This is a genomic window from Cupriavidus phytohabitans (assembly GCF_000426345.1).
Taxonomy (GTDB): Bacteria; Pseudomonadota; Gammaproteobacteria; order Burkholderiales; family Burkholderiaceae; genus Cupriavidus.
Window position 1 is genome coordinate 58,090 of record NZ_AUFE01000020.1, and the last position, 14,084, is coordinate 72,173.

Annotated in this window: 15 protein-coding genes; 4 read left to right on the top strand and 11 right to left on the bottom strand. The window is 68.6% G+C overall.

From position 1 onward, the window contains the following. Nucleotides 1–83: 83 nt before the first annotated feature. Entirely contained in the window at nucleotides 84–1,040 is a 957-nt protein-coding gene (locus K309_RS0116405; protein ID WP_029047449.1) for a LysR family transcriptional regulator, read from the bottom strand. Between the two features lie 411 nt (nucleotides 1,041–1,451). Between K309_RS0116405 and K309_RS0116410 the strand changes: the two genes are divergently transcribed. Genes K309_RS0116410 through uraH form a run of 3 tightly spaced genes read left to right on the top strand, consistent with a single transcriptional unit; the run spans nucleotide 1,452 to nucleotide 3,681 of the window. Further along, nucleotides 1,452–2,792 carry an MFS transporter gene (locus K309_RS0116410; protein WP_029047450.1) on the top strand — a complete coding sequence of 447 codons (1,341 nt, stop codon included), beginning with the start codon at nucleotides 1,452–1,454 and terminating at the stop codon, nucleotides 2,790–2,792. Between the two features lies 1 nt (nucleotide 2,793). Further along, complete coding sequence (locus K309_RS36690; RefSeq protein ID WP_035877687.1) at nucleotides 2,794–3,315, top strand: hydroxyisourate hydrolase; 522 nt, start codon at nucleotides 2,794–2,796, stop codon at nucleotides 3,313–3,315. Nucleotides 3,316–3,345: 30 nt separating this feature from the next. Continuing rightward, nucleotides 3,346–3,681 (top strand): hydroxyisourate hydrolase, encoded by a 336-nt coding sequence (uraH, locus tag K309_RS0116420; protein WP_029047452.1) that lies wholly within the window; start codon nucleotides 3,346–3,348, stop codon nucleotides 3,679–3,681. An 8-nt stretch (nucleotides 3,682–3,689) separates the two neighbouring features. Here the strand turns inward: uraH and K309_RS0116425 are convergent, their stop codons facing one another. Together K309_RS0116425 and K309_RS0116430 are read right to left on the bottom strand one after the other, a co-directional pair. After that, nucleotides 3,690–5,078, bottom strand: coding sequence for a beta-propeller fold lactonase family protein (locus tag K309_RS0116425; RefSeq protein ID WP_029047453.1), 1,389 nt, complete (start codon nucleotides 5,076–5,078; stop codon nucleotides 3,690–3,692). Nucleotides 5,079–5,089: 11 nt separating this feature from the next. Continuing rightward, nucleotides 5,090–5,536 (bottom strand): DUF305 domain-containing protein, encoded by a 447-nt coding sequence (locus tag K309_RS0116430; RefSeq protein WP_035877689.1) that lies wholly within the window; start codon nucleotides 5,534–5,536, stop codon nucleotides 5,090–5,092. 317 nt (nucleotides 5,537–5,853) lie between these two features. On the opposite strand from K309_RS0116430, the gene K309_RS0116435 reads away from it, so the two are divergent. Continuing rightward, nucleotides 5,854–6,864: a helix-turn-helix domain-containing protein gene (locus K309_RS0116435; RefSeq protein WP_035877690.1), complete on the top strand. Its 1,011-nt coding sequence runs from the start codon at nucleotides 5,854–5,856 to the stop codon at nucleotides 6,862–6,864. Here K309_RS0116435 and K309_RS0116440 read toward each other — a convergent pair. From K309_RS0116440 to K309_RS0116475, 8 genes are read right to left on the bottom strand one after another with little or no spacing between them, the layout of a single operon-like run. Then, complete coding sequence (locus tag K309_RS0116440; RefSeq protein ID WP_255360114.1) at nucleotides 6,861–8,522, bottom strand: amidase; 1,662 nt, start codon at nucleotides 8,520–8,522, stop codon at nucleotides 6,861–6,863. The genes K309_RS0116435 and K309_RS0116440 overlap by 4 nt on opposite strands. Nucleotides 8,523–8,551: 29 nt before the next feature. Continuing rightward, entirely contained in the window at nucleotides 8,552–10,051 is a 1,500-nt protein-coding gene (locus K309_RS0116445) for an aldehyde dehydrogenase family protein (RefSeq protein ID WP_029047457.1), read from the bottom strand. 42 nt (nucleotides 10,052–10,093) lie between these two features. Continuing rightward, a complete protein-coding gene (locus K309_RS0116450) occupies nucleotides 10,094–10,528 on the bottom strand; it encodes a cytochrome c family protein (RefSeq protein WP_029047458.1) in 435 nt (144 codons plus the stop codon). 1 nt (nucleotide 10,529) lies between these two features. Continuing rightward, a complete protein-coding gene (locus tag K309_RS0116455; protein WP_029047459.1) occupies nucleotides 10,530–10,979 on the bottom strand; it encodes a c-type cytochrome in 450 nt (149 codons plus the stop codon). Further along, nucleotides 10,976–11,491, bottom strand: coding sequence for a methylamine dehydrogenase light chain (locus tag K309_RS0116460; protein ID WP_084402448.1), 516 nt, complete (start codon nucleotides 11,489–11,491; stop codon nucleotides 10,976–10,978). The genes K309_RS0116455 and K309_RS0116460 overlap by 4 nt, the downstream gene beginning before the upstream one ends. Nucleotides 11,492–11,510: 19 nt before the next feature. Beyond that, nucleotides 11,511–12,098, bottom strand: a complete 588-nt coding sequence (gene mauD, locus K309_RS0116465; protein ID WP_029047461.1) for a methylamine dehydrogenase accessory protein MauD — start codon at nucleotides 12,096–12,098, stop codon at nucleotides 11,511–11,513. 33 nt (nucleotides 12,099–12,131) lie between these two features. Then, a complete protein-coding gene (locus tag K309_RS0116470; RefSeq protein WP_029047462.1) occupies nucleotides 12,132–12,677 on the bottom strand; it encodes a MauE/DoxX family redox-associated membrane protein in 546 nt (181 codons plus the stop codon). Beyond that, nucleotides 12,674–13,801 (bottom strand): amine dehydrogenase large subunit, encoded by a 1,128-nt coding sequence (locus K309_RS0116475; RefSeq protein WP_064737453.1) that lies wholly within the window; start codon nucleotides 13,799–13,801, stop codon nucleotides 12,674–12,676. Before K309_RS0116475 ends, K309_RS0116470 begins: the two co-directional genes overlap by 4 nt. Nucleotides 13,802–14,084 lie beyond the last annotated feature (283 nt).

The window sequence follows — 14,084 nt, forward strand, 5'->3', positions numbered from 1 at the left end:
CGAATACGGGCCGAGTATAGGAAGCAGGCATGGCCGCGGCGAGGGGCGCGGCCATATAAGACGCATAACAGAATCCGATACCGCTATGCGCGTGGGGCGGGGTCCAGGTCGCGCAGGTCGCGCAGCGCCTGCGATGCCGCCGTCAGCATGCCGCGCAGCCACGCATGCGAGGCCGAGCGGTGGCGCGCGGGATGCCACAGCTGGTAGAAGCGCATGAACGGGAATTCGATCGGCGGCCTGAGCACCGCCACCGGTACATGCTGCGCGTGATAGTTGGCAAAGTGGCGGCCCGTCGTCAGGATCAGGTCCGTGCCGGGGATCAGGCTCGGCGCCAGGTTGAAGTAAGGGCAGCTCACGCGGTTGTCCCGGTGCACGCGCATCGTGCTGAGGCCCGTGTCCACCAGCCCGCGCTGGTCGCGCGAGTAGGGCGTCGGCACGATATGCGCCGCGCCCAGGTAGGCCTGCGCGGTGAACTTTCCCGGCCGGTTATGCACGCTGTCAGGCGCCACCATGCAGACCACCTCGTCTTCCAGCAATACGGACAGGTGCAGGTGCTCCGGGGGATTGGGCCAGTTGCCGATCACGATGTCGATGGTGCCCTCCGACAGCGCCTGCTCGTAGTCGAAGGTGGCGGTCAGTGGAATCGCCGCCAGCCGCGCCTGGGGTGCCATGCGCCGGAACTCCCGTACGACTTGGGCAAAGAACGGCGGCGCGAGGTAGTCGGGCATCGCTACGGTAAAGCTTTGCTCGGTGGTGGCGGGGTCGAAGCGGTCGTCCGACACCAGCAGATTGTCCAGCGCGCTGAGCGCCGCCTGCGCGTTGCGGGCAAGCTGCAGGGCGCGCTCGGTCGGCACCATGACATTCTTTTCGCGCGTGAGCAGCGGGTCGTTGAAGATCGCGCGCAGCCGCTTGAGCGCTGAGCTGATCGCCGGTTGCGACTGGTTCAGCCGGACGGCGGTGCGCGAGACGCTCTGCTCGGCAATCAGGATGCACAGCACGCGCAGCAGGTAGGTATCGAAAGGGTCGTCGGCGCGGATCATGCGGAGTCTCGGGCGTTCCGGTAGGTAAGTAGGCGTGGGCAGCAGGCGCCGCAACCGGTGCGCATTGCTTGCTGCCCATGGCGGCTTTGTAGCCTTTTGCGCACCGCACGGCAACGCGGTCGAACCCGCACGCGGGCGGGAACGCCGCCCCCCGGCGCACCGCGGAGGAGGGCAAAGCGGGTGCCCTAGGGTAATCCATAGGTCCGCCAACGCGCCTGGCAAAAACCCGGAATCCCGCGCCAGGCAAGGCTTTCCGACCCATATCCAAGCTGATATAGGGCCTATACCAGCGCCCCCGTTCCGCAATCCGGGCCCGTTCCTATACTTGCACCCAATCCAGACGGAGGGCCGCCGCAGCACCATCCCCGCGGCATCGCCCGCACAACACAAACCGACAAGACAGGAGACTCCATGTCCATTACAAAACAGGGCGTTCCGCTGTTCGCCGACACGGCGGACGATGCGGAAGCCAGCGTCTTTCGCAAGGTGTCGTGGCGCCTGCTGCCATTCCTTGGCGTGCTGTGGGTGCTCGCGTGGCTGGACCGGGTCAACATCGGCTTCGCCAAGCTGCAGATGCTGGATTCGCTGCGCTTCAGCGAGGCGGTGTATGGCCTGGGCGCCGGCATCTTCTTCCTCGGCTACTTCTTCTTCGAAGTGCCGTCGAACATGCTGCTGCAGAAGATCGGCGCCAAGAAGACCATCATGCGCATCACCATCTGCTGGGGCGTGATCTGCATGCTGCAGACCTATGTCACCACGCCGACGCAGTTCTATATCCTGCGCTTCCTGCTGGGCGCGTTCGAGGCGGGCTTCTATCCCGGCGTGATCCTCTACCTGACCTACTGGTATCCGTCCGAGCGGCGCGCCCGCGCTTTCGGCACCTTCATGTCGGCGTCCGCCATCGCAGGTGTGCTCGGCGGCCCGCTGGCCGGCTGGATCATGACCTCGATGGGTGGCGTGCATGGCATGCATGGCTGGCAATGGCTGTTTATCCTGGAAGGCATTCCTTCCGTGCTGGCCGGCATCTTCGCGTGGTTCTACATGACCGACAAGCCGGAGCAGGCACAGTGGCTGACCGACAGCGAGAAGCGCGTGGTGCTCGACGCCCTGAAGCGGGACAACGCCACCATGGGCGAACGTGGGCACGACTGGCGTACGCTGTTCACCAACCGCAAGGTGTGGCTGCTGATCGCCATCTTCTTCTGCCTGCTGTGCGCCAACTCCACGCTGACATTCTGGATCCCGACCATCATCAAGGAAGTCGGCTTCACCACGCCGATGGCGGTGGGCTGGATCGCGGCGGTGGCCTACCTCTGCGGCGCGATCGGCATGATCGCCAACGGCGCGCACTCTGACCGTCGCAACGAGGTGCGCTGGCACTTCAGCGGCGCCGCGCTGGTCGGTGGTGCGGCAATGGCCCTGCTGGCCGTGCTGCTGGGCATGCAGGCGCTGTCGCCTGTGATCACCCTGGTGGCCATGACTGCCGCGCTGGTCGGCACCATGAGCGCCATCCCCGTGTTCTGGCAGCTGCCCAACCGCTACCTGGCTGGCAGCGCCGCCGCGGTGGGCGTGGCCCTGATCAATTCCGTCTCAAACCTGGCCGGCTTCGGCGCGCCCTATGCGATGGGCCTGATCAAGACCGCCACCGGCACGGTCAGCAGCGGCCTGTACCTGGTGGCCGCCATCGAGATCCTGGCTGCGATGCTGGTTGTGTTCTGCATCCGCCGTCTCCATCACAAGCGCGAGGCCTGACATGCACGACGACCACGATCCCGGCTTCAACGCCGCCCGCCGACGCTTCGGCCTGCAATCGATCACGCTGGGAGGCAGTGCGCTGCTGGCTGGCAGCGCGCTGGCCGCCAGCCCGGCACCGACTCCGGCGCCCAACCAGACCGCGGGCCCGGTGCAGCAGGGCGGCCTCAGCCCGCGGCTGACCATGCACGCGCTCGACACCTGGCACGGCACGCCGGCAGCCGGTATGCGCGTAGACATGTACCGCATTGAAAACGGACAGCCACGCCTGCTGCAGACGGTGACGCTCGCCGCCAATGGCCGCAGCGAACCACCGCTGCTGCTCGGCGACGCCTACCGCACCGGCACCTACGAACTGGTCATGCACGTGGACGAATACTTCGCCGCCCGCAAGGCCAGCCTGCCGCAGCCGCTGTTCCTTGCGAAGATCCCGCTGCGCCTGCGCGTGACGGACGCCAGCCAGCGCATCCACCTGCCCGTGACGTTCGGGCCGTGGAGCTACAACTACTACCGCGGCAGCTGATGCCTGCATTGCATTGAAAGGAGACAGACCATGGCAGGCATCAGCACCCACGTGCTCGACGTATCGCTCTGCAAGCCGATTGCCGGCATGCAGATCGAACTGTTCGACGTCGGCACGCAACCCCCGAAACTGATCGCAAAGGCGCGCACCAACAACGACGGCCGCACTGACACGCCCATGCTGCCCGCCGCCCAGGCCCGCACCGGCGACTTCGAGCTGCGCTTCTGGGTGGCGGACTACTTCAAGGCGCCGGACACGTTCGCCGACATCGTGCCCGTGCGCTTTACCATCGCGGACGCCGCGCAGCACTACCACGTGCCGCTGCTGTGCTCGCCGTGGAGTTTCGGCACGTACCGGGGCAGCTGAAGCGCACCTTACTGCGTGCCGGTCAGCACCGCGCTGCTGGTGGTCGGCGGCGCGTTGCCCTCGACCACCAGCAGCGTGGCGGCGGCAGGCTGCTTCGTGGACAAGGCGGGCACCGCCTCGCGCAACGGCCCGATGGCCGTGCCATTGGCGGCGCCGGCGGCATTCGTCCTGAAGCTTGCAACGGGCGTGCGGTGGCCAGAGACGTAGACGTTGTAGACCGTCTGCGGCTTTAGCTGGTAGAGGAACACTTCCAGCGCATCGACCAGGCCCAGGTTGCGTGCCACGACAAAGCCGCGTCCGGCGCCGCTGGTGGCCTTGAGCGGAATGTTGACGGGATCGCTGTTTGCACGCGGCGCGAGATTTGCCTTGCCATCGCCGGCCGGCACGGCATTGGAGACATAGACGAGGGCCTGCGGTGCCTGTCCGACCGGGGTGCGGGCGATGACGCGCTGGGTGGCGGTGTCGATCACGTCGACCCCGTCGCCGTTTTCCAGGCCGACATACATGCGGCTGCCGTCATCGGACGGCCAGATGCCATGCGGCAGCGCGCCGACGGGTATGGTCGCGAGCAGGCGGGGCTCGGCGTCGGTGCTGTAGACCTTGACCGCATTCTCGCCGCCGACCGTCACGTAGGCGAGCGTGCCGCGCGCTGTCCTGGCGAAGCCGATGTGGTTGGTGATAAAGCCGGTATCGAACACGCCCCTGACGCTGAGGCTTTGCGTGTCGATGCGGGTGACCTTGCCCACGTCCTTGTGCGTCATCCACACTTCGCTGAAGTCCGGGGTGAACTGCAGGAAGGGCGAAAACGGGCTGGCGACCGGAATGCGCTTGACGACCTGGTGCGTGGCGACATCGATCACGTCGACCTCGGGCGTAAAGCTGGAGACGACAAAGGCGAGCTTGCCGTCGGGATGGAACAGCACCATGCCCGGGCCTGGCGCGGTGGGGATGCGGCGGATCTCCTTGTAGCTGGCCGGGTCGATCACCGAGATGTAGTCCTCGCCGCGCACGACCACCCACGCTTCCTTGCCGTCGGCGGTAAAGAAACCCTCGTGCGGCGAACGGCCGATATAGGCAACCCCCTTGACCTTGTTCGTGGCGGTATCGATGAACGTCGCCGAGTTCGAGCCATTGGAGACGACGAGCAGCGTCTTGTGATCCGGCGAGAAGCCCAGGCCATGCACGTTGATCTCGCCCTTGTAAAGCGGCGAAAGGATATCGGGCCGCGCATTGCCAAGGCGGATCTGGCCGAGCAGCGTATTGGTGGCGGGCTGGATGACCGACACGGTGTTGCTGTTCTGGTCCGCCGTATAGACGCGGTCGCTGGCGGCCGGTGCCGCGGTGGCGAGCGACGACGCCGTGGCCAGGACCAGCGCAAGCTGCAAGGTCTGCTTCATGTGGGATTCCTTCAGTGAGAATGTGCTGGTGCCGGGCTGCGGCTCGGCGCGGTTTTCGGATGGCGGGCAAGCCAGGCTTGCATCAGGCGGATCTCGTTCTGCTGGTCGGTGATGATGCCCTGTGCCAGGTTGCGCAATTCAGGATCCCGGGTGTCGAGCAGCAATGCCTTGGCCATGTCGATGGCGCCCTGGTGATGCGGGATCATCATCGCGACGAAGTCGTGGTCAGGGTCGCCGTTCATGGGGGCGGCGCGCATGCCTGCATCCATGACGGCCATGGCGTCGTCCATGCGTTGCGCGAACGGCTTTGCGGTGCTGGCGACAAAGGGTTCCGGCTGCCGCGCCACTGGCGTCTGGCCATGATCATGCGGCGCCGTCGGGACACCGCCTGCCAGGCAGATCGAACCGGCCGCCGCCGCAATGGCGGCGAGCATGAAAGCGGGCAAGTTGGACTTCATGTGTGGCGTTCTCCGGGTTGTGGTTCGAGGGCTGCTTCGGAGTAAACACGCCCGGGACCGGCTTTATTCCGCACAGGCCAACTTTTTTTGCAACACATCCTCGGCACACCAACCGTACGGGCACGGCGCTTGCGAGCCGCCAGGCGTTGCAATCATGGCTGCGCAGCGGCGGCCCTCAGGGTTCTCCCGCTCCCATGAGGCTGCCACCGTTCGCTACACTGACCTGCCGCCAGCGGCAGGCGAGACGACACAACGGGTGCCAGCCCGCAACACAACTACGTCTTGCCCAAGGCGCGGCGCAAATGGCAAGCGCATCCATGCCCCCGAATCCACTGCCCCCGACCGAACCGTCCGCTGCAGCCGCCGCGCCGCGCGCGCTGCGCCATGTCGTTGCCGACGAGGCGCAGGCTGCCGCGGCCGAGCTCGATGGCTGGCAGCAGCGCTACCAGCAACTGACGCCAGGTGTGTTCCGGGCCGAGGTCTCGCAGGTCACTTACGGCGATGTCCATGTGTTCCGCGAACAGACCACGCAGGCGCTGCTGGAAGAGGGGGAGGCGGCGCGCGGCTATCTGTCGCTCGCCTTGCCGCATGTGCACTGCGAGGATGGCTGGTTCCACGGCTACCGCATGCACGGATATTCGCTGCTGTGCGCCGGCAACGGCCAGGCGCTGGCGATGCGCACCCCGCGCGAACTGGACCTGACCGGACTGACCATGCCGCTGCCCGCGCTGGATCGCGCGGTAGCGCTGGCGAGCGGCGAGCCACGCCGCCTCGACAAGCTGGCCGGCGTGCGCCAGTTGCGGCCGGCGGTCGGCAATGATTTGCGCGCCGCGTTGCTGTCGGTGCTGGCGACCGCGGCGATCGAAGCGGAGGTGTTCAGCAACCGCTTCGTGGAGAGCGCGATACGCGACGCCTTGCTGCTGGCGGCGGCGACCGCGCTGATCGCGGACGACGACCGCTCGCGCGAGCCGCTGCCAACCGCAGGCGCGCGCCGCCAGCTGGTGGCCGACGCCTACGCGCTGGTGCGTGCCGCGCCCGACCACGGCTGGAGCATCCTGGCGCTGTGCGAGCGCCTGGGCGTATCGCGCCGCACGCTGCAGTACAGCTTCAACGAGGTCACCGGCCTGGCGCCGCTGGACTTCGTGCGCGCGGTGCGGATGAACGGCGTGCGCCTGGCGCTGCGCGCCGGCCCGGTGGAGCCGGTCGGCGCCGTGGCGGCGCGGTTCGGCTTCCACCATCTGCCGCGTTTCGCGGCGCAGTACCGCGCCTTCTTCGGCGAACTGCCGTCGCAAACGCTGGCACGGCGCCGCGGGTTGGCCCAGGCCTAGGCCATCATCGCGCGCGGCAGGTGGCGGCCCACCCAGTCGCGCTCCTGCTCATAGGCGCGCGCCAGCCGCAGCACGCCCAGGTCGTCGTGCGGCCTGCCGATCAGCTGCATGCCCATCGGCAGGCCATCGCGGCTGAAGCCCGCTGGCACGCTGATTACCGGGCAACCCGACAGCGTCCAGGGGAACACCACTTCCATCCAGCGGTGATAGGTGTCCATCTGCCTGCCGGCGATCTGTTTCGGCCACGGCTCGCGCACGTCGAACGGAAACACCTGTGCGGTCGGCACCGCGATGAAGTCATGCCTGGCGAAGACCTGCTGCAGCGCCTGCGCCCAGGCGCTGCGCTCGGCGCTGGCGGCATAGATGTCGCCGGCATCGAGCTTGAGCGCGCCTTCGATCTCCCAGACCGCTTCGGGCTTGAGCAGCGCCCTCTTGGCCGGGTCGCGGTAGAACGGCAACATGCCGTTGCCGACCAGGAAATGCCGGTGGACCAGCCAGGTCTTCCACAGGCGTTCCGGCGCAAAGGGCGGCTTGATGGCGTCGACCGAAACGCCGAAGGCCTGGAATGCCTGCAAGGCCTGCTCGCACAACGGCAGGATGCCGTCTTCCATCGGCAGGTAGCCGTCCCAGTTGCCCAGCCACGCCACGCGCTTGCCTTTCAGGTCGGCGTCCAGCGTCACCATCACGTTGTCGGGCGTGAGGCGGGCCAGCGTTGCGTCGCGCTCGAGCGCCAGCGGGGTGCGCGGGTCGGGCCCTGACTGCGTGGCCAGCAGCAACGCGACGTCGGCGACGGTGCGGCCCATCGGCCCTTCGTAGCCAAGTTGCTGCAGGAAGACCTCGGCGGTCGGGCCGTAGGGCACCCGGCCCATCGACGGGCGGAAGCCATACACGTTGCAATAGCCGGCCGGATTGCGCAACGAGCCGCCGAAGTCGCTGCCGTCGGCGACCGGCAGCATCCGCATCGCCAGCGCCGCGGCCGCGCCGCCGCTGCTGCCGCCGGCGCAACGGGTGGCGTCGTAGGGGTTGCGGGTGGCGCCATAGACGGTGTTGAAGGTTTGCGAGCCCAGCCCGAACTCCGGCGTATTGGTCTTGCCGACCAGGATGGCGCCGGCCTTGCGCACGCGCTCGACGATGATCGCGTCGGTCGCCGGCACGTTGTCCTTGAAGATCGGCGAACCAAAGGTGGTGCGGATGCCGCGCGTCAGCGCGAGATCCTTCGGTGCCTGCGGCATGCCGTGCATCCAGCCGCCCGGCTTGCCGGCGGCCAGCGCCTGGTCGGCGGTCGCGGCTTCCTGCAGCAGCACGTCGCGCTCGCGCAGGGCAACGATGGCGTTGGCGGCAGGGTTGACCCGATCGATATGCGACAGGTAGGCCGCCATGACCTCGCGGCACGAGACGCGCCGCGCATGGATCTCGCGCGACAGTTTCCAGGCCGGCATCATCACGATCGGGTCGGGTGTGCCGCTTGCCGCCTGGCCCGCGGCATTGGCGCCAGGGCTTGCGGCAGTGGCCGGGCGCGACAGCGCGGCGCCGGCCGCGGCCGTGGTCAGGGCGGTACCGGCCAGCCGGCCCAGCCACTGGCGGCGGGCCGGCTGCGCCACAGCGGCGGCGTCGTCGGCGGCGGCGGCGGCGGCGGGGCAGGGAGAAGTGGTCTTCATGGTCGTACTCATTGCTGGCGGTCCGCGGCTCAGACAGCGATCATCACCGACTTGGTCTCGGTGTAGTGTTCGAACACGGCGCGGCCCATCTCGCGGCCGATCCCCGATTGCTTGAAGCCGCCGAACGGCATGGCGTTGTCGAGCAGGTTATGGCAGTTGACCCACACGGTGCCGGCCTTGATGCGCGGCACCAGCCGGTGTACCCGCGACAGGTCGTTCGACCACACCGATGCGGCGAGCCCGAACGGCGTGCCGTTGGCCCGGCCGACCACCTCGTCGATCTCGTCGTAGGGCAGGGCCACCACCACCGGCCCGAAGATTTCTTCCTGCACCACGCTGGCAGTGTCCGGCGCGCCGGCGAGCACCGTCGGGCGGAAGAAATGGCCGCGCGACGTGTCCGCCGGGCCGCCGCAGACGAGCGTCGCGCCGTCCTTCACGCCCGCCTGCACATAGCCGGCAACGCGCTGGCACTGGCGTGCCGAGACCAGCGGCCCCATGGTGGTATCGGGCTCGATGCCCGCGCCCAGCCGGAAGCCGTTGGCGATGCCGGCGAGCGCCGCCACGGTGGCGTCGAAATGCTTGCGCGGCAGGTAGAGCCGCGAACCCGCGGTGCAGACTTGCCCCTGGTTGAAGAAGATGGCCTGCGCGGCGCCGGCCGCCGCGGCCTCGGGCGGCATGTCGTCGAGCATGATCACCGGCGACTTGCCGCCGAGCTCCAGCGTGACGCGGGCCAGCCGCTGCATGGCGGCAGTGCCGACCAGCTTGCCGACCTCGGTCGAGCCGGTGAAGGCGACCTTGTCGACATCCGGATGCGCCGCCAGCGCCGCGCCGCAGTCCGCGCCGCCGCCCGTCACGATATTGACCACGCCGGCGGGATAGCCGGCTTCCACGATCAGCTCGCCCAGGCGCAGCGCGGACAGCGGCGTTTCCTCGGCCGGCTTGAGCACCACGGTGCAGCCGCACGCCAGCGCCGGACCGAGCTTCCACGCCGCCATCAGCAGCGGGAAGTTCCACGGGATGATGGCGCCGACCACGCCTACCGCCTCCTGCCGGGTGAAGGCGACGAACTCGCGCTCGCGCACCAGCGGCACCGACACGTCCAGGCTCTCGCCGTGCAGCTTGGTCGCCCATCCGCCCATGTAGCGCAGGAAGCTGGCGGCGGCGGCCACGTCGACGGCGCGCGCCATGCTGGCCGGCTTGCCGTTGTCGAGCGCCTCGATCTGCGCCAGTTCGTCGGCATTGGCCTCGACCAGGTCGGCCAGGCGCAGCAGCAGGCGCTCGCGGTCGGACGGGCGCATCGCGGCCCACGCGCCTTGCCCGAAGGCCTGGCGCGCGGCTTGCACGGCGGCGTCGACGTCGGCGGGCTTGCCGGCGGGCACCTCGGCCAGCGGCGATTCCGTGGCGGGGTCCTCGCTGACGAAGACGCCGCCGTCAGCAGCGGCGACCCACTGGCCTCCGATCAGCATGCGTTTGGGGCGTTGCAGGAAGGCGCGGGTAGCGGGCAGAAGCAGGTCGGTGCGGGTGTCCATGGGTCTCCTCGTCGGATCGTTGTCGGTGTGGGTGTTTCGGGTTCAGCGGCCCGGCAGGATCGCGGCGCGGTGCGCGGCGACATCGTCGAGCCGGTCATTGCGGTAGCGGGTCACTTCCTGCGGCGTGTACGGGGCCGCGTCGCGCTGCGCGGTCAGCGCCGGCAGCATCCAGTTCATCAGCTCGGCGATCTGCGCATCGGTCAGGTCCGAGCCGGACGTACCAGGCACCTGCACCAGGAACGCGCGGCCCGCGGCGGAGCGCAGCAGCTGTGGCACGGTGAGGCGCATGTCGGGAATGCCGGCGGCCGGCTTGCCCGAGCCATCCGGCAGGTGGCAACCCGAGCAGTGCAGCATGTAGCTGCCCTGGCCGCGCTGCAGCCTGCCCTCGGCATGCGCCGCCGCGGCAACCAGGCAGCAGGCCAGGGTGGCCGCGATCCGCACGACTCGCACGACGCGGCGTGGCGCGGCGCGGCCCATGTCAGCGGGCCTCGCGCAGCTTGCGCACGGCGCCCGGCGTCTTGCGCTCGGCGCGCGCTTTGGCCAGCGCTTCGGCGCCGCCGGCAGTCGCTGCCTGTCCGTTCTGCGTATTGAGCCACGCCATCACCGCCAGCAGCGAGGCGTCCGGCAGCGCGGCAAAGGGCGGCATGATGCCGTTGAAGGACTGCCCCTGCGATTCGATGGGGCCCGCCAGCCCGTGCACCAGCACGTTGGCGAGGTAGGCCTGGCCTGCCGGCGCGCCCAGCCGCTCGCGCAGCGCATTGGCCAGCGGCGGCGCGACCCCGGCAATCCCGGATGCGTCGGCGTTGTGGCAAGCCGCGCAGTTGGCGGCGAACAGGTCCTTGCCCTGCGCGGCAAGGTCGGCCGCGGCGGCGGGCAGGGCGGCCAGCAGTGCCGCCCCGGCGGCGGCGATCAGGACGGACGGCTTCATTCCTGGACTCCGAGAATGATCGAGGTGGTGCAGTGGAACATCGTGCTGGTGTTGCTCATGCACCAGTTGACGTCGTTGTGGACGCCAAGCTTGTAGCCCGGGCGCTCGCGCTCGTTGGTATTGCATTCGCAGCGGCCACAGGTAGTTTTGCCGCAGCAGTCGTTGTAGCTGACCATGTAGTCCTTGCCGTCCGCAGGGTTGCGGCAGGTGCCAACCCACGACACTTTCGACGGTTCGGTGCCGGGCGGGCAGGTAGTCGAAGTGCCGCCGCAGCACGAGCACAGGAAGCCGTCGACCGCGCAGTATTTCCAGTAATCGCATGCGGTTTCGTCGGCCGGCTTGCCGGCGCGCGCGCCGTGCGCGCTGGCGGCATGCGCGCTGCGGTCGAAAGGCAGTACCGGCAGCGCCATGCCGCCGACCATCGCCTTGCCCAGCGTGGCCAGCACGCTGCGGCGGCCGACGCGTTGCGCGGCCCGGCGCGCCTGGCGCTCGAAGAGGTTGTCGAACCACATCACACGTTCTCCTTTGCGCTCAGGCGTGGGTTTCAAGGAACTGCTGCACCGACGCCACGTTCAGGTCCATGGCGGTGAACAGGCTTTCCAGCTGCTCGCGCGAATTGACCAGGCCCTTGGCGCGCAGCGTCCCTTGCTGGTCCAGCAGCACACCGTAAGGCAGCTTGCCGATCTGCAGGTGCATGCCGAGTTCCTTCGACAACACGTATTCGAATTCGCCCAGGCCGGCCTGCTTCAGGAAGGCGAGATGCTCCGGCTGCTCGCCGTCGGACGCCAGCACGATGCGCAGCCAGCCGCGTTCGCTGGCGCGGATCGACTTCAGCACCGGGATCAGCTTCTTGCAGATCGGGCAGGTTGGCGACAGGAAGAACATCAGCGTGGCGGCGGCTTGCTGGCCGCCAACGGAGACTTGGCCGCCGCGCACGTCCTGCAGCGCGAACGGCTGCAACGGCTGGCCGACGCGCGGGCCGGCGTCGATCACCAGCGCGCCCATCGGGGCCACGCGTTCATAGAGGATGCCGACCTGGCGGGCCAGCGCATACAGGCCAAGCAGCAGCGCCAGCACGGCGATCCACAGCACGATATTTGCTATCACAAGAGCAGTCATCACGGTCTCGGTCAGAAGGAAATCAAGGGATGGTCAGGCGCGGGTACGTGCCGCGTTGGCCAGCAATTGCGTGCTGGCCAGCCACATCAGCAGCAGCGCCAGGGCGCAGAAGCCAGCGGCGGCAAAGTCGAGCGGTGCCAGGGCGCGCGTGGGCGCTGCCGCGGCGGATGCGGCCGCCGCGCCCAGTACCGCCAGCAAGGCGGCATTGCGCCATACCAGGCCGCCCGACAACGGCACGCCCTCGGCATCGCAGCCACAGCGGATATCGCGACGGCCGCGCGCCAGGTTGATGCCGACGGCAGCGGTGGCGAGGCCGACGACGGCAAGCCCGGCGACCGCCGAAGCCGCCTGCAGGGGCCGTGCCACCAGCAGCAGCGCGGCGCCCGCTTCAGCGGCAACGAAGGCCATTGCCGCGGCACGGGTCCATGCGGCGGGAACCAGCTGGTAGGCGTCGAGGGCCGCGTGGAAGCGCGCAAAGTCGCGCAGCTTGGGCAGCACCGACATCAGCAGCACCAGCGCCGCGGCCGCACTGCAGGCAGCGGTGACAAGGGGATCGGCGCACAGCAGGGCGGCGGTCATTGATGGGCCTCCACCTGCACGGCGTTCTCGGTCACGTTATCCAGCCGCGCGACCGGCTTCAGCCGTGCCGCGGGATCCAGCGCGACCACGCCCGCCTTGATCGCGTCGAGCGCGTACAGCGTGGGCCTGGCGCCTTGCGTGATGGTCAGTGCCAGCGCGTTCTGCCCGGGCGCGCGCGCCACGCGCTTGCGGCTGGCCAGGTCGATGGTCCAGATCTCCGCCGCGGGCGTCTTGTGCGAGCCCTCGCGGCTCTTCGGATGCATGCCGACATAGAGCCGCTGCGTGGCGGCGTGCAGCGCGAACAGCTGATAGCCGCCGGGCTTCCAGCCGCCCCTGGTGTCGGCCGTATCGACGATGGGCCACGGCTTGCCAAAGGACGGTGCTTCGCCCGAGAGGTCGGCGGTATAGACGTTGCCGTTGAAGGAAACGAAGTACAGCGTGTTGCCGATGCGCTCCGCATGCAGGAAAACGGGGTCTTCCTGCGGATCGAACATGCGCGCGCTGCGCTTCTGGCCGGCAGGCTGGCCATTGGTATCGTGCGTGACGGTCAGCATGGCGCCGTCGCTGCACAGCGAGTGAAAGCGCTGGCTCGACGCGGCGCTGGCAAGGATGCCCCAGCAACCCGGCGTCTGGACTTCGGACGCAAGCTTGTTCTCTTTCAGGTCGACGATGCTGACCGAGGTCGCCGGCGTGGCATTCTGCACATACAGGAAGCGGCCGTCCGCGGACGTGGCGATGATGCCCCGGTAGTTGAGCGACTGCGCATGGCGTGGCGGGATCACGATCTCGCTGCGGTAGGCCAGCGTGCCGGCATCGTACAGGCTGACCACGTCGGTCCGCTCGCCGCGCGACAGGCGCGGGTAGAAGGTCGAGACCACATAGATGGTGCGCTTGTCCGGCGACAGCAGCGACTGTCCGCCGAAGCCGGTCGGCACCAGGCCGAGGTACTTCATCTGCTTGCCGTCGACCACGTGCAGGCGGCCGTCGACCATGTGGCGGAACGCAACGTCGGAGATGTAAAGGCGGTTTTCGTCGGCCGGCGCCAGCGTGGCCATCGTCAGCGTTTCGGGCGGCAGCTCGGCGACGGCGCTGCCCGCGCCGATGGCGAGCGATGCGAGCGACATGGCAAGGCACCATGCGCGCAGCGCCGGGGGTGCGGAACGTGCGAACTGCCGCGCTCTGCTGGCGGGGCGTGCGTTCCTGCTTGGGTGCGTCACGACTGTCTCCTGTGGGAAGCGGGATGGAGGCAGTCTATGAAGTGGCGGGGCCTGGGCGTTAGCCGGAATCGGCAACCGGCGTACCGGGAGATCTACTGAGTCGCGGCGTGCGTGCGGCGGTGCGGCGAGGGGCGCCGGGCGCGAGGGCCGGCATCCCCTGGCGCCCGCACGGCCTGATCGGGCCATGCAA

What these genes read in the sequence shown, in the direction of transcription:
- K309_RS0116405 (WP_029047449.1), bottom strand. Translation starts at nt 1,040, where the DNA reads ATGATCCGCGCCGACGACCCTTTCGATACCTACCTGCTGCGCGTGCTG.
- K309_RS0116410 (WP_029047450.1), top strand. Translation starts at nt 1,452, where the DNA reads ATGTCCATTACAAAACAGGGCGTTCCGCTGTTCGCCGACACGGCGGAC.
- K309_RS36690 (WP_035877687.1), top strand. Translation starts at nt 2,794, where the DNA reads ATGCACGACGACCACGATCCCGGCTTCAACGCCGCCCGCCGACGCTTC.
- uraH (WP_029047452.1), top strand. Translation starts at nt 3,346, where the DNA reads ATGGCAGGCATCAGCACCCACGTGCTCGACGTATCGCTCTGCAAGCCG.
- K309_RS0116425 (WP_029047453.1), bottom strand. Translation starts at nt 5,078, where the DNA reads ATGAAGCAGACCTTGCAGCTTGCGCTGGTCCTGGCCACGGCGTCGTCG.
- K309_RS0116430 (WP_035877689.1), bottom strand. Translation starts at nt 5,536, where the DNA reads ATGAAGTCCAACTTGCCCGCTTTCATGCTCGCCGCCATTGCGGCGGCG.
- K309_RS0116435 (WP_035877690.1), top strand. Translation starts at nt 5,854, where the DNA reads ATGCCCCCGAATCCACTGCCCCCGACCGAACCGTCCGCTGCAGCCGCC.
- K309_RS0116440 (WP_255360114.1), bottom strand. Translation starts at nt 8,522, where the DNA reads ATGAAGACCACTTCTCCCTGCCCCGCCGCCGCCGCCGCCGCCGACGAC.
- K309_RS0116445 (WP_029047457.1), bottom strand. Translation starts at nt 10,051, where the DNA reads ATGGACACCCGCACCGACCTGCTTCTGCCCGCTACCCGCGCCTTCCTG.
- K309_RS0116450 (WP_029047458.1), bottom strand. Translation starts at nt 10,528, where the DNA reads ATGGGCCGCGCCGCGCCACGCCGCGTCGTGCGAGTCGTGCGGATCGCG.
- K309_RS0116455 (WP_029047459.1), bottom strand. Translation starts at nt 10,979, where the DNA reads ATGAAGCCGTCCGTCCTGATCGCCGCCGCCGGGGCGGCACTGCTGGCC.
- K309_RS0116460 (WP_084402448.1), bottom strand. Translation starts at nt 11,491, where the DNA reads ATGTGGTTCGACAACCTCTTCGAGCGCCAGGCGCGCCGGGCCGCGCAA.
- mauD (WP_029047461.1), bottom strand. Translation starts at nt 12,098, where the DNA reads ATGACTGCTCTTGTGATAGCAAATATCGTGCTGTGGATCGCCGTGCTG.
- K309_RS0116470 (WP_029047462.1), bottom strand. Translation starts at nt 12,677, where the DNA reads ATGACCGCCGCCCTGCTGTGCGCCGATCCCCTTGTCACCGCTGCCTGC.
- K309_RS0116475 (WP_064737453.1), bottom strand. Translation starts at nt 13,801, where the DNA reads ATGTCGCTCGCATCGCTCGCCATCGGCGCGGGCAGCGCCGTCGCCGAG.